At 68.4% G+C, this 12,213-nt stretch carries 12 protein-coding genes; 7 read left to right on the forward strand and 5 right to left on the reverse strand.

Translation table 11 applies throughout. The features are described from left to right. Positions 1-66: 66 nt before the first annotated feature. The 5 genes from OV287_RS19740 to purM all read right to left on the reverse strand — a co-directional run bounded on the left by OV287_RS19740 (position 67) and on the right by purM (position 4,437). Positions 67-828, reverse strand: coding sequence for an arginyltransferase (locus OV287_RS19740; RefSeq protein WP_267535586.1), 762 nt, complete (start codon positions 826-828; stop codon positions 67-69). A gap of 90 nt (positions 829-918) precedes the next feature. Next, complete coding sequence (locus tag OV287_RS19745; RefSeq protein WP_267535587.1) at positions 919-2,166, reverse strand: S8 family serine peptidase; 1,248 nt, start codon at positions 2,164-2,166, stop codon at positions 919-921. Positions 2,167-2,264: 98 nt separating this feature from the next. After that, positions 2,265-2,744 (reverse strand): 2-thiouracil desulfurase family protein, encoded by a 480-nt coding sequence (locus OV287_RS19750; protein ID WP_267535588.1) that lies wholly within the window; start codon positions 2,742-2,744, stop codon positions 2,265-2,267. Continuing rightward, positions 2,741-3,403 (reverse strand): phosphoribosylglycinamide formyltransferase, encoded by a 663-nt coding sequence (purN, locus tag OV287_RS19755; RefSeq protein WP_267535589.1) that lies wholly within the window; start codon positions 3,401-3,403, stop codon positions 2,741-2,743. Before purN ends, OV287_RS19750 begins: the two co-directional genes overlap by 4 nt. Beyond that, positions 3,400-4,437, reverse strand: a complete 1,038-nt coding sequence (gene purM, locus OV287_RS19760) for a phosphoribosylformylglycinamidine cyclo-ligase (protein WP_267535590.1) — start codon at positions 4,435-4,437, stop codon at positions 3,400-3,402. Before purM ends, purN begins: the two co-directional genes overlap by 4 nt. 188 nt (positions 4,438-4,625) lie before the next feature. On the opposite strand from purM, the gene OV287_RS19765 reads away from it, so the two are divergent. The 7 genes from OV287_RS19765 (at position 4,626) to OV287_RS19795 (ending at position 12,133) form a co-directional block, all read left to right on the forward strand. Further along, positions 4,626-5,276: a Crp/Fnr family transcriptional regulator gene (locus OV287_RS19765; RefSeq protein ID WP_267535591.1), complete on the forward strand. Its 651-nt coding sequence runs from the start codon at positions 4,626-4,628 to the stop codon at positions 5,274-5,276. Position 5,277: 1 nt separating this feature from the next. Then, positions 5,278-6,033, forward strand: coding sequence for an MBL fold metallo-hydrolase (locus OV287_RS19770; RefSeq protein ID WP_267535592.1), 756 nt, complete (start codon positions 5,278-5,280; stop codon positions 6,031-6,033). 114 nt (positions 6,034-6,147) lie between these two features. After that, positions 6,148-6,993, forward strand: a complete 846-nt coding sequence (gene accD / locus OV287_RS19775) for an acetyl-CoA carboxylase, carboxyltransferase subunit beta (RefSeq protein ID WP_267535593.1) — start codon at positions 6,148-6,150, stop codon at positions 6,991-6,993. Between the two features lie 12 nt (positions 6,994-7,005). Next, positions 7,006-8,310 carry a bifunctional folylpolyglutamate synthase/dihydrofolate synthase gene (locus OV287_RS19780; RefSeq protein WP_267535594.1) on the forward strand — a complete coding sequence of 435 codons (1,305 nt, stop codon included), beginning with the start codon at positions 7,006-7,008 and terminating at the stop codon, positions 8,308-8,310. Positions 8,311-8,319: 9 nt separating this feature from the next. After that, complete coding sequence (locus OV287_RS19785; protein ID WP_267535595.1) at positions 8,320-9,597, forward strand: alpha/beta hydrolase; 1,278 nt, start codon at positions 8,320-8,322, stop codon at positions 9,595-9,597. A 290-nt stretch (positions 9,598-9,887) separates the two neighbouring features. Next, the gene (locus OV287_RS19790; RefSeq protein ID WP_267535596.1) at positions 9,888-11,327 is read left to right on the forward strand and encodes an AMIN domain-containing protein; all 1,440 of its coding nucleotides are present in this window, start codon (positions 9,888-9,890) and stop codon (positions 11,325-11,327) included. A gap of 455 nt (positions 11,328-11,782) precedes the next feature. After that, positions 11,783-12,133 carry a helix-turn-helix domain-containing protein gene (locus tag OV287_RS19795; protein WP_108074726.1) on the forward strand — a complete coding sequence of 117 codons (351 nt, stop codon included), beginning with the start codon at positions 11,783-11,785 and terminating at the stop codon, positions 12,131-12,133. The last annotated feature ends 80 nt before the right edge of the window (positions 12,134-12,213 follow it).

Consider the following 12,213-nt stretch of genomic DNA (forward strand, 5'->3'; position numbering starts at 1 on the left):
TTGCCGTGGGCCCGGCAGCGCTTTCCCTCTCTAGGAGCCCAAAAAGGGCCGGGGAGGCCGGTGGACCTACGGCTGTGGCTCTTCAGAGGGCTCCGCCGGAAGCCAGCGCGGGGGCTCCTCTGGCGCGGGGCGGCCTTCGAGCAGCTCGTGGGGGCGGAACGTGCCCTTGTAGCGAAGGGACGCGCACTCCTGGACGCGGTAGCCGAGGTACACGTGGGGGATTCCCCGTGCTCGGGCCAGCTCCACCTGGAACACCACATTGGCGGAGCCCGGCGAGCAGCGCGCGTACGTGGGATCGAAGAAGAAGTACACCGCGCTCCAGGCGTGGGGCGTCTCGTCACAGATGCCCAGGCCCACCAGCTTCGTCCCACCCTCGGCGGTGTCGTCGTAGTACGCCACCTCGCGCGCGGACGGGTGGGGGAAGGCGAACTGGAGGAAGTACTCGCGCATGCCGATCGGCGCGGCGTCCCACTCGCGAGATTGCTCCCGCTCGGCGTGCCAGGCGCGATAGAGCGCCAGCCGATCCTCGTCCACGCGGGGCCGGCCCACCTCCACGCGGAAGTGGGCGCACGCGGCCCGAGCGCGGCGCTGGCTGCGGTTGGGCTGGAAGGTGTCCGTAGGGATGCGCAGCGAGATGCACCGGTTGCACGCCTGGCATGCGGGTCGGAAGTACAGCGGGCCGAACCGGCGCCACCCGCGCACGAGCATCCGTTCGTACTCTTCAGCCGTCACGTCCTGCATCACCAGCTGCTCCAGTGAGGCGAGCTGGTCCGGCAGGTAGCTGCAGGGGCTGGGTGGTTCGACGCTATGTCCCAGGATGTTGGCCATGGCTTCCCATGCGTTCCTGGGCGATGGCGGCCCTTCCGTCAAGCGAGAAGGTCCGGGCCGAGCCGAAGGCTGGAGAGCAGGCAGGCGGGATTACACCGCGCGCATCACCGGCAGGTCCTTCAGGAGCGAGGCCCTCGCCAGCGCGAGCGCCTTGTCCGCATCCAGGATGCCGTGGCCCTCCTCCTGCTCGGTGGCCCGGGTGTCCGTGGCGGCCTGGGCGAGGATGTCGCGGACCTGGTCGTTGGTGAGGTCGGGGTTGATGCGGCGCATCTCGGCGATGAGCGCCGTCACCTGGGGGGCAGCAAAGGACGTCCCATCGGCCGTCCTGCCACCCTCGACCTCGATGTCCGTGCCGTCGATGGCCACGGTGACGAAGTCGCTCGGCGTGGAGAAGTCCGCGATGCGGTCCTTGAGGCCACCGGTGGAGGCGGCCACCACGAGGGTGTGCTCGTTGAAGAGCACCGAGTCGGCGAAGTCCCCGTCGTACTTGACGCCCATGTCGTCCAGGGTGTCGAGGAAGTCACCGGTGTTGCCGGCCGTCACCACGTGAAGGATGCCCGCGTCCTCCAACTTCCCGGACATGTCGTCGTACCGCGCCTTGGCCTTGGCGATGTCCTTGCTGTTCTCGAAGACGCCGTCCACGCGGTCCACGAGCGCCTGGAGCACCTCCGTGTCGGAGGCGCCTTCCTCCAGCCCCAGTTCCTTGGCGAGCGCCGCCTTGGCCTCCGGGTCGTTGCGCACGTCCCGCCACATCTCATCGGCGATGCGCACCGGGCTGATGCTCTGGGACTGGTTGATGACGGTGATGTCGCCCGGGTTGTCCAGGAGCCCCTGCATGGCGTCCGAGGTGCTGTCGAGGAAGCTGGCGGTGCGGTGCTCGATGCGCTCGTCCAGCGAGGCTCCCGGAGGCGCCGAGGTGGAGCCCACTCCTACCGTGCGGATCTCATCGGCCGAGTACTCGCTGTTCTCGTCCACGACGTGCCCCACGTCGTCGCCGTGAGTGACGCCCGAGCCGAAGGAGTCGAAGATGGCGATGGTGTCGTCACCCGGGTTGAGGCGGGAGAGGAAGTCCTTCACCGCCTTCCCGGCTTCCCCCAGCGGGCTGGTGGCGGCGCGGGCCTCCACGGCGCGCTGCGTGAAGGAGCGCACGGGGCTCGTCCCGTCCGTTCCCGGGGTCAGGCGCTTTCCCTGGGCAGCGGCCGGCTTGTCGAAGCGGCTCTCCAGCACCCGGTTGGTGGGGGCCGCGGGCTCGCTGGCGCGCGAACGAGTGGTCTGCGTCTGCGAAGGCTCCGTGCGGACCTGGGAGGGACGCGAGTTGCCAATCGACTTCAGGGACATGGGAGCCTCCACCACGAATACGTTTCCTGATTATCGAGAGGAACCGTACGGGTGTTGCGTCCACGTCACCGGCGCACTGCGTCAGCGGCGCTCCAGGCTCACAACTCCTCGTCGCTCACCACGATGAGGCCGGCCTGAGAGAGCAGGGCGGCCGTGACGCCCTGGCCTCGTACCACCGCACCATCTACGTGTGTGCCCTGGGTGCCGCACGAGGGGCTGCGCTCCTTGAGTAGCGCCACCCTCACTCCGAAGCGCCGCGCCGCCGCCAGCGCCAGCTCCGCGCCGTGGCGGAAGGCCTCCGTCCGGTCCTTCCCCGACTCCACCTCCGCCGCCCGGGCCTTGCCCGCCAGCACCTCCGCGCCCGCGCCGCCCTTCAGCTCCACGGCAGGCCGGGGGATGCCCAGGCCTGCACCCGTCTCCGGGCACATGGGCACGACCTCCTTGCCCTCCAGTGCCTGAAGCACCTTGCTCGAGCCCTTCGACATGCCGTCGTACCGGCACGCCTCGCCCAGCAGGCACGCACTCACCAGCACCACGGGCGCCTCGCGCAGCGCCGCGACCCGCTCCTCGCGCGTCATCCCGGCTCCCCGGGGTTGCGCAGGCTCAGCTCTCCCACGGCCGGCCCCGCCTCTGACACCACGCGCCCGCCCTCCTGCCGCACCGCCCCCGTGGTCACCAGCTTCACCACCAGCGGGTACAGCCGGTGCTCCTCCTTCAGGATGCGCGCCGTCAGCGCCGCCTCGTCGTCCCCGGGCAGCACCGGCACCGCCGCCTGCGCGATGATGGGGCCCGTGTCCATGCCCGGGTCCACGAAGTGCACCGTGCACCCGGCCACCTTCACCCCGCGCTCCAGCGCCTGCCGCTGCGCATGCAGTCCCGGGAAGGCCGGCAGCAGCGAGGGGTGGATGTTCAGCACCTTCCCCGCGAAGCGTCCCAGGAAGTCCGTACCCAGCAGCCGCATGAAGCCCGCCAGGCACACCCACTCCACGCCCGCGGACACCAGCTTCTCCACCAGTGCCTTCTCGAAGTCCGCCCGCGAGCCGAAGGCCTTGTGCTCCAGCACCTCCGCCCGGACTCCGGCCTTCTTCGCCCGCTCCAGCGCGAAGGCGGTGGGGATGTTGGACACCACCACCGCCACCTCGGCCGGGAAGCCCGGCTGCGCGCACGCGTCGAGCAGCGCCTGCAGGTTGCTGCCGCTGCCCGACACCAGCACGCCCAGCTTCGTCCGGCCGCTCATGCCTCGATGACCGCCGTCGCCTCGCCCTGGCCCGCCTCCACGCGGCCCACCTCCGACGCCTCCACCCCTCGCGACTTCAGCAGCGCCAGCGCCGCCGGCACGTCCGTCTTCGCCACCACCGCGATGAGCCCCAGGCCCATGTTGAAGGTGTCGTACATCTCCTTGCGCTCGACTCCGCCCAGCTTCTGGATGAGCTCGAGGATGGCCGGACGCTTCCACGTCTTCTCGTCCAGCACCGCCCGCGTCCCGTCCGGCAGGCACCGCGGCAGGTTGCCCGGAATCCCGCTGCCGGTGATGTGCGCGAAGCCCTTCACCTTCACCGCCTTCATCAGCGCCAGCGCGTCCTTCACGTAGATGCGCGTCGGCTCCAGCAGCGCGTCGGCCAGCGGCCGGTCCAGGCCCTCGGGCACCGCGTCCAGCTTCAGCTTCGCATCCTCCAGCAGCACCTTGCGCGCCAGCGAGTAGCCGTTGGAGTGCAGGCCGGAGGAGGGCAGTCCGATGAGCGCATCGCCCGGCGCCACGCTCTTGCCGTCGATGATCTCCGAGCGCTCCACCACGCCCACGCAGAAGCCGGCCAGGTCGTACTCGCCCCGCGCGTAGAAGCCCGGCATCTCCGCCGTCTCCCCGCCCAGCAGCGTGCACCCCGCCTGCTCACACCCCTGAGCAATGCCCTTCACCACCTCGGCCGCGGCGTCCACCTCCAGCCGCCCCGTGGCGAAGTAGTCCAGGAAGAAGAGCGGCTCCGCCCCGCAGGTGAGGATGTCGTTCACCGACATGGCCACCAGATCGATCCCCACCGTCCCATGCCGGCCCGCCTGGAAGGCCACCTTCAGCTTGGTGCCCACCCCGTCCGTGCCTGCCACCAGCACCGGCTCCCGGTACTTCCCGGGCGGCAGGGCGAACAGTCCCCCGAAGCCGCCCACCCCGGCGACCACCTCCGGTCTCACCGTCCGCGCCGCATAGGGCTTGATGCGCTCGACGAACGCATCGCCCGCCTCGATGTCCACTCCTGCCTGCTTGTAGGTCGTTCCCACGGGCGGGCCTTCTATCGGCTTCCCCCTCCGCTTGTCTCGGCTGGAAGCACCCCGGGTGTCACATTCGCGTCGTCCTGGACAGCTCAGCCCCCGGGGGTGGGCGTCTGGACGACACCAGCAGCCTGGCGGACATCAATTTCCGGCCGGAATTTGACCCTATCGATGGGGGCGGCTTAACTCGCCCTGCAATGGGCGCCGAGGAAACCCTATTTCAGCGATTCGGCAAGGAATTCCCGAAGGGCACTGTCCTCTTCCGTGAGGGCGAGCCTGGCAAGGAGATGTTCGTCATCCAATCGGGACGAATCGCCATCTCCAAGCGCGTGCGGGACGTGGAGAAGGTCTTGGCCGTGCTCGGCCCGGGCGAGTTCTTCGGGGAGATGGCCATCATCTCCAACAAGCCTCGCAACGCCACGGCCTCGGTCAGCGAGGACGCCAAGCTCCTGGTCATCGATCCCAAGACGTTCGAAGGGATGATCCGCGGCAACGCGGAGATCGCCGTGCGGATGATCAAGAAGCTGGCCGAGCGGCTGTCCGAGGCGGACGCGCAGATTGAAAACCTGCTGCACGCGGACCCGGCCAGCCGGGTGGTGCACCACATCCTCCAGGTGTGCCAGACGCGCGGGCGGGCCATGGAGGAGGGAGTGGAGATCGAGCTGCCGGTGCGGGAGCTGCCCCGGCAGATTGGCGTGGGCGAGCCGGCCATCCGCAACATGCTGGACCGCCTGGAGCGGGCCGGTCTGGTGGAGCGTGCCGGTGACAGACTCACCGTCTATGACACGGCTCGCGTCCACGACTTCCTCCAATACCTGGAGATGAAGTGGAAGTTCGGAGAGCTCTAGCGTGAAGCTCCAGGTTCTCGGCTGCCATGGCGGTGAGCTTCCCTCCTGCCGCACCACGTGCTTCCTGGTGGATGACGTGCTCGCGCTGGACGCGGGCGCGCTCACCAGCACGTTGTCGCTGGAGCAGCTGTGCAAGGTCGACGACATCCTCGTTGGTCACAGCCACTTCGATCATGTGAAGGATCTGCCGCTGATGGCGGATCTGATCATCGGCCGGCGGGACAAGCCGGTGACCATCCATGCCTCGCGTGAGTGCGCCCGTGCGCTGCGCGAGAACATGTTCAACAACGCCCTCTGGCCGGACTTCACGCGCATTCCCACGCGCAAGGAGCCGGTGCTGCGCATCAAGCCCTTCCGGGCTGGCAGCACGTTCCAGGTGGGCCCTTACACGGTGCAGTCCATCCCCGTGCACCACCCGGTGGAGTCCTGCGGCTTCGTGATTACGCGCGGCCGCACCTCCATGGCCATGAGCGGGGACACCGGGCCCACCGACAAGCTGTGGAAGGTGCTCAACCAGACGCCCACCCTCAAGGCGCTCCTGGTGGAGACGAGCTTCCCCAACGCACTGCATCAACTGGCCGACGTTTCCGGTCACCTCACGCCGCAGACGCTCGAGAGCGAGCTGACCAAGTTCCAGCGCAACGGCTGCAACGTGTTCGTCTACCACCTCAAGCCCGCCTTCCTTCCTCAGTTGAAGAAGGAGCTGGGGGCCATGCCGGTGGAGATCCTCGAGCTGGGCGACACCTTCGAGTTCTGACCCGAGTTCCGAGGCGGGCACCCCTCCGGGCGGGCGACCTCCCGGGTCCTCTCTGGAGGCGGGGATGCGCATGGGAGTTGACGGGCCGCGCACAGTGGGATTATCCGCCCCTCCATGGCCTGGTTCTCCAAGAAGCCCCGTATCGCCACCGCTCCCGAGCCCATCGAAGCCCCCAGCCGCATGCAGGGGCTCTGGGCCAAGTGCGAGAGCTGCGATGAGATCATCTACCGGCAGGAGTTGGAGAAGAACCTCAACGTCTGCCCGCACTGTGAGCACCACCTGCCGTGGGCGGCGCGCACTCGCCTGGCGACCCTGTTGGACCCCGACAGCTTCGAGGAGTTCGACAAGGAGCTGGAGCCGCAGGATCCGCTGAGCTTCTCGGACTCGAAGAAGTACAAGGACCGGCTCAAGTCCACCCGCAAGGCGCTCGGCGAGAACGACGCGTTCATCTCCGGCGTGGGCCGCATCGAGGGCAAGCCGGTGTCAGTCGGCTGCTTCGTCTTCGAGTTCATGGGCGGCTCCATGGGCTCGGTGGTGGGCGAGAAGGTCACCCGCGTCTTCGAGCGCGCCCATGAGCTGAAGTGCCCGGCCATCGTGTTCTCGGCCTCGGGCGGCGCGCGCATGCAGGAGGGCATCTTCTCCCTCATGCAGATGGCCAAGACGAGCGCGGCCATCGCCCGCTTCCGCAACGTGGGCAAGCCCTACATCTCGGTGCTGCTGCATCCCACCACCGGTGGCGTGGCGGCCTCCTTCTCGTGGCTGGGTGACATCATCCTCGCCGAGCCCAAGGCCCTCATCGGCTTCGCTGGCCCGCGCGTCATCGAGCAGACCATCCGCCAGAAGCTCCCCGAGGGCTTCCAGCGCTCCGAGTTCCTCGTCGAGCACGGAATGATCGACGCCATCGTGCCGCGCAAGGAGATGCGCGGGGCGCTGGGCCAGCTCATCAACCTGCTCGGCTAGTCCCCGCGAGCGATGATGCTGCCCCGGACGCCGGCGGAGGCCCTGGAGTTCTTCTCCCGGCTCAGTCCCTCCAGCATCAAGCTCGGCCTCGAGCGGGTGCAGGAGACGTTGGAAGCGCTCGGCCACCCCGAGCGCCGCTACCCCGTGCTCCACGTGGCGGGCACCAATGGCAAGGGCAGCACCTGTGCCTTCTCCTCCGCTGCCCTCCACGCCGCGGGCCACCGGGTGGGGCTCTACACCTCGCCGCACCTGGTGCGCGTCAACGAGCGCATCCGCGTGGGCGGGGTGGAGATTGAGGACGAGCTCTTTGGCCAGCGGATCCTCGAGGTGCTCGAGCGGCACCCGGCCGCGGCCACCTCGCTGACGTACTTCGAGTTCGGCACCGTGGTGGCCTTCTGGCACTTCGCGCGCGAGGCCGTGGACGTGGCCGTGGTGGAGGTAGGCCTGGGCGGGCGGTTGGATGCCACGAGCGCCTGCCAGCCGCTCGTCACCGCCATCACTCCGGTGTCCTTCGATCATATGGAGTACCTGGGCCACACCCTGGGAGCCATCGCCGGGGAGAAGGCCGGCATCCTCAAGCCGGGTGTGCCGGTCTTGGTGAGCCGCCAGGAGCCCGAGGCCCTCGCCGCCATTGAGCGCAGGGCAGGGGAGTTGGGTGTGCCTCTGCTCCTGGAGGGACGGGATTTCTCCCTGGTGGCGCGCCCGGACGGCAGCCTCGCCTACGACGGACCGGGCCTCTCGCTGGAGGGCCTCACCCTGGGCCTGCGTGGTGAGCACCAGCAGCAGAATGCGGCGGTGGCGCTCGCCTGCCTGGAGCAGCTTTCGGCGCGAGGAGTCTCCGTCTCCCCGGAGGCCCTGCGGGCGGGACTCGCCGGGGCTCGTTGGCCCGGACGCCTGGAAGAGCTGGGCGGCCCGCCCCCCGTGCTGCTGGATGGCGCGCACAACCCCGCTGGAGTGCAAGTGCTGCTTGCTGGCCTGCGGGCGCTGTACCCGGGTCGCAAGGTGCACTGTGTCTTCGGGGTGGTGGCCGACAAGGACCGTGGACCGATGCTGCGTGCACTCCTGCCAAGCTGTACCTCGGTACACCTCACCCCGCTCGATACCCCTCGCTCGCTGGCCCCTGAGCACTACCTTGATGAGGTCCGTGCGCTGTGTGCGGACGTGTGCGCCTGGCCTTCACTGGATGCGGCCCTGGCGGCGGCCCGGGCTCGTGCCGCGCCGGGAGACGTCATCCTGTGCACGGGTTCACTGTTTCTGGTGGGTTCCGCACGCGCCAGGCTCGGTGGAAACCTTGGCGCATTGCATCACAGTCCGTAGATTCATGGCATGCGTTTGCCGGATTGGAGAGCGGCGACTCCAACGGGTCCCCATACACCCTCGGTCGATGAGCTCGACTTCCGCTCGCTGTACCAGAAGACGAAGTACGTGGTGGAGACGGCCGATGGCTGGTCGCTGGTCATCACCCGGTACCGCCCCGTCAAGCAGCCCTTTGCCCAACCCCTGTTTGGCGAGCCGCTGCTGCTGGTGCACGGCTTCTCCCAGAACCGGCACGCCTGGACGAGCGGCCAGTTCGTCAAGAACCTGCTGTTCTTCGGGGTGGACATCCACATCCTGGAGCTGCGCGGGCACGGCAAGAGCTCCCTCGAGTTCCAGAAGGAGCGCGCCGCGCGCTTCCGCCGCCCGCTGCCGCAGGACCTGGACTACGGCTGGGACATCGACAGCTACTTCCTCTATGACCTGCCGGCGGCGGTGTCGGGGGTCAAGCGCATCACCCGTCGTGAGCGCATCTTCTATTGTGGCCACTCCATGGGCGGGATGCTCGGCTACGGTTACGCCGGCATCCACGACGACTTCGATGGCCTCATCACCATCGGCTCTCCAGCGGACCTGGGCCGGGGCATCGCGGCGCTGCGGCTGCTGGCCCTGGGCACCCCGGTGCTGGGCGCGGCCATCGATCTGGGGATCGCCGGCCTCAACCTGGAGGATCGGGTAGGGCACACCGGACGGGTGCTGCTCGCGCGGGGAGCCTCCGCCGTCAATGAGAAGCTGGCCCGGTGGTTGGCGCCCAAGGACGGGCCTCAGCAGCGCCGCTTCCACTACATTCCGGTGGATGACTGGCTGAAGTTCGCCGAGAAGCAGCTCGCTCGCGCCGAGGACCACCCCGTCGTCAACAGCCTCACCACCCGCATCAACCGGTTGAGCAACCCCGCTCGCGTCAGCTCCAAGGACGTGCGCTGGCTGCTGCGCGAGGGCGGCGAGCGCGAGCCGCGCAAGGTGGGGGAGCAGTTCGCCCGGTGGATCCGCCGCGGGGAGATGGTCTGCTACCGCACGGGGTTCGACTTCAAGCGGGGCTTCTCGAAGATCCACATCCCCATGGCCATCATCTTTGGGGACATGGATCCGCTGGCGTCGGTGGAGTCCACCCGGAGCGTGTACCACGCGGCCCAGAGCGAGTACCTGCTGTGGCGTCCGGTGAAGGGCAACAGCCACATCGAGCTGACGATGGGGCACGACATCCGGCAGATCTGCTACGACATCAAGAACCTCATCGAGTACGCGCGCACTCACCGCACCCGCAAGCCGGCCCTGCCTCGGTTGCGGTGAGCGCAGTGCCGCCTGCGGGAGGGGGCTATCGCCCGAGGGCTCCACTGGTAGACGTCTACCAGTGATGGCGTACATCCACCTACATTGCTGGTAGACGTCTACCAGTGCCACTGCCAGGCGCCGGTGAACCGATTCCCGCGACGCGGTCGTTGAAGGCTGGAAGTGCAAGGCCCGATGGCCATTTTCAGAGCAGGAACAACGCGCTCGCGACGGGATTGCTGGAAAGTTGGAGCCTGAGCAGCGCGTGCTAGCTTCGAGACGCAATGCGTCCGTTTAGAGGGAAGTCGCCGATGAAGGCCATCATGGTTGCGTTGCTTGCCTGCGTCCTGGTGCCCACCGTGGCCCTGGCGCAGGAGGGGCAGGCCCAAGGCAATCTCAACACCATCACGGGTGTGAACGTGACGGGCGGCAGGGTGGAGATCGTTGGGACGAAGAAGCCCAACTTCACCACCTTCACGATGACGGACCCTCCCCGTCTGGTCATCGACATCTCCGAGGCCGTCTTCTCCGGCGTGAAGGAGGAGGTGACCGTCGGCAACGGCACCATCACCGGCATTCGGACGGCTAGCTACGGCTCAGACGAGTCGGCGATCGCCCGTGTGCTCATCGGCTATGAGCGGGAGGTGGAGACGGACATCCAGGCCACCGGGAACTCATTGGTGGTGAGCGTGGCAGGCAGCGGGGGCGCGGCCGTGGCGGCGCGTCCCACCACCGCACCGGGCACGGCTCCGGCGGCGGCGGGTACGGCTCCGGCAGCGACTGCCACCCAGCCCGGGGTCTCCGCGGACCAGGCGGCGGCTGCGGCGCAGGCAGACCGTCAGCAGCAGGAGAAGGCGGCGGCTCAGGCGGCTGCGGTGGCCCAGGCAGACCGTCAGCAGCAGGAGAAGGCGGCGGCTCAGGCGGCTACGGCGGCCCAGGCGGATGCCGAGGCGCAGCGGCAGGCCCAGGCTCGGGCGGAGGCCGAGCGCAAGGCCCAGGAGGAGTCCGCACGGGTGTCGGCTCAGCAGGCCGAGCAGCGGCGCCTCCAGGAGGAGCGTGCGGCGAAGGAGTCGGCCGCGGCTGCCGAGAAGCAGCGTCAGCAGGACGAGGCCCGCGCCGCAGCGGAGCAGAAGCAGCGCCAGCAGGCCGATGAGAAGGCTCGCCGCGAGGCGGACGCCCAGGCCTCGGCCGAGGCGAAGAAGCGCCAGCAGGACGAGGCCCGCGCTGCCACCGAGGAGAAGAAGCGCCAGGCCGCCGAGGATCGCCAGGCGAGGCTCGAGGAGGCCCAGGCCGCCGCCGAGGAGCGCAAGGCCGCCGCCGAGGAGCGCAGGCGCCAGCAGGCCGAGGCGCGCCAGACGCGCATCGCCCAGGCCGAGACACCCCGCCGTGAGCCGGAGCAGGGGGACAGCGGCGATGTGTCCTCGCGCCGCAAGACCATGACGCAGGTGGGCTTCAAGCAGGAGCCCAACACCTCGCGCGTCTTCGTGCGCACCAACGAGCCCGTCCGCTACACCGTCACCGAGGGCAACAAGGAAGTGGTGCTGGAGCTGGAGAACACCCGCATCGGCGAGGAGAACAACACCCGGTCGATGAACACCTCCTTCTTCGACACCGCGGTCGTCTCGGTGGACGCCAACGCGGGTCCCTCGCGCACGGTTCGGGTCGCCATCAAGCTGAAGGAGAAGGTGACCTACCAGACGCGCCAGGATGGCAACGAAGTCTCCATCGAGTTCCAGCGTCCTCGCCGCTGAGAGTGAGGGAATCCCGTAGTGGAAGTCCACGAGACGCCCCACTCCCGACAGCGGGAGGCCCGCCGCGAGCTCATCCGGCTGACCCTGGGTCAGGGGTTCGGCCACGTGCCTGTACCTGCTGGGCGTGGGCTCAGAGCGCCCTTGTAGGGCTTGCTCGCACGAGTCCTCAGCGGCCATGGCGCCTCACGGCGGGGGGGCGCACGTGACACTCGGCTTTGGACTCGGGATACGATACGAGGCGGCTGTACAGCCACAAGCTCGCAACGAGTCACCCTCAGTCAGGAGAGTCGAGGGCGTAGCAAGACTCGTAAGGGGGCGAGCGTGCCCGGCCTTTGGAGTGAACCTTGCGGTTACGGGGTCGGGAACGTTCGGGACTAGGGGTTAGGAATCCTGGTCGCGTGTACGTGGTTCTTCACTCCCTGACTTGAATCCCCCTGAGGAGGACGAGGTCTTTCGTGTCGGAACTCGGCAAACGTATCGGACAGCGTATTCGTGAACTTCGCACCCAGCGCCCGGAGCGCTGGACGCAGGAGGAGCTCGCGGAGCGAGCGCAAATCAGCGTCTCCTTCCTCTCGATGATTGAGCGGGGGGAGCGGGTTGCGCATGTGGAAACCCTTGCCGCCCTGGCTAACGCCCTGGGCGTAAGCCTGGGCGAACTCTTCGCAGGAACGGAGGAGACACCGGCGCAGACAGAGGACCTGCTGCGGCCGTTGTCGGACTTCGCTCGTGCGCGGGGCCTGACCGCCCGGGACGTCGATCGCCTGCTGGGCGTGGCTCGGGCCATGTTCAGCGGCTCCGCGGCCTGACCCCGGCAGCCCCGAAAGGGCTGCCGTCCTTGACGGGACGCATCTGAGACCGGGAAGATGGAAATCCTCTTCTAAGGAGT

The organism is Archangium lansingense, assembly GCF_026626635.1.
GTDB classification, from domain to species: domain Bacteria; phylum Myxococcota; class Myxococcia; order Myxococcales; family Myxococcaceae; genus Archangium; species Archangium lansingense.

Coding starts and splice junctions, on each gene's coding strand:
- OV287_RS19780 (WP_267535594.1), top strand. CDS start 7,006: ATGATGCTGCCCCGGACGCCGGCGGAGGCCCTGGAGTTCTTCTCCCGG.
- OV287_RS19790 (WP_267535596.1), top strand. CDS start 9,888: ATGAAGGCCATCATGGTTGCGTTGCTTGCCTGCGTCCTGGTGCCCACC.
- purN (WP_267535589.1), bottom strand. CDS start 3,403: ATGAGCGGCCGGACGAAGCTGGGCGTGCTGGTGTCGGGCAGCGGCAGC.
- OV287_RS19750 (WP_267535588.1), bottom strand. CDS start 2,744: ATGACGCGCGAGGAGCGGGTCGCGGCGCTGCGCGAGGCGCCCGTGGTG.
- OV287_RS19745 (WP_267535587.1), bottom strand. CDS start 2,166: ATGTCCCTGAAGTCGATTGGCAACTCGCGTCCCTCCCAGGTCCGCACG.
- OV287_RS19765 (WP_267535591.1), top strand. CDS start 4,626: ATGGGCGCCGAGGAAACCCTATTTCAGCGATTCGGCAAGGAATTCCCG.
- OV287_RS19740 (WP_267535586.1), bottom strand. CDS start 828: ATGGCCAACATCCTGGGACATAGCGTCGAACCACCCAGCCCCTGCAGC.
- accD (WP_267535593.1), top strand. CDS start 6,148: ATGGCCTGGTTCTCCAAGAAGCCCCGTATCGCCACCGCTCCCGAGCCC.
- OV287_RS19785 (WP_267535595.1), top strand. CDS start 8,320: ATGCGTTTGCCGGATTGGAGAGCGGCGACTCCAACGGGTCCCCATACA.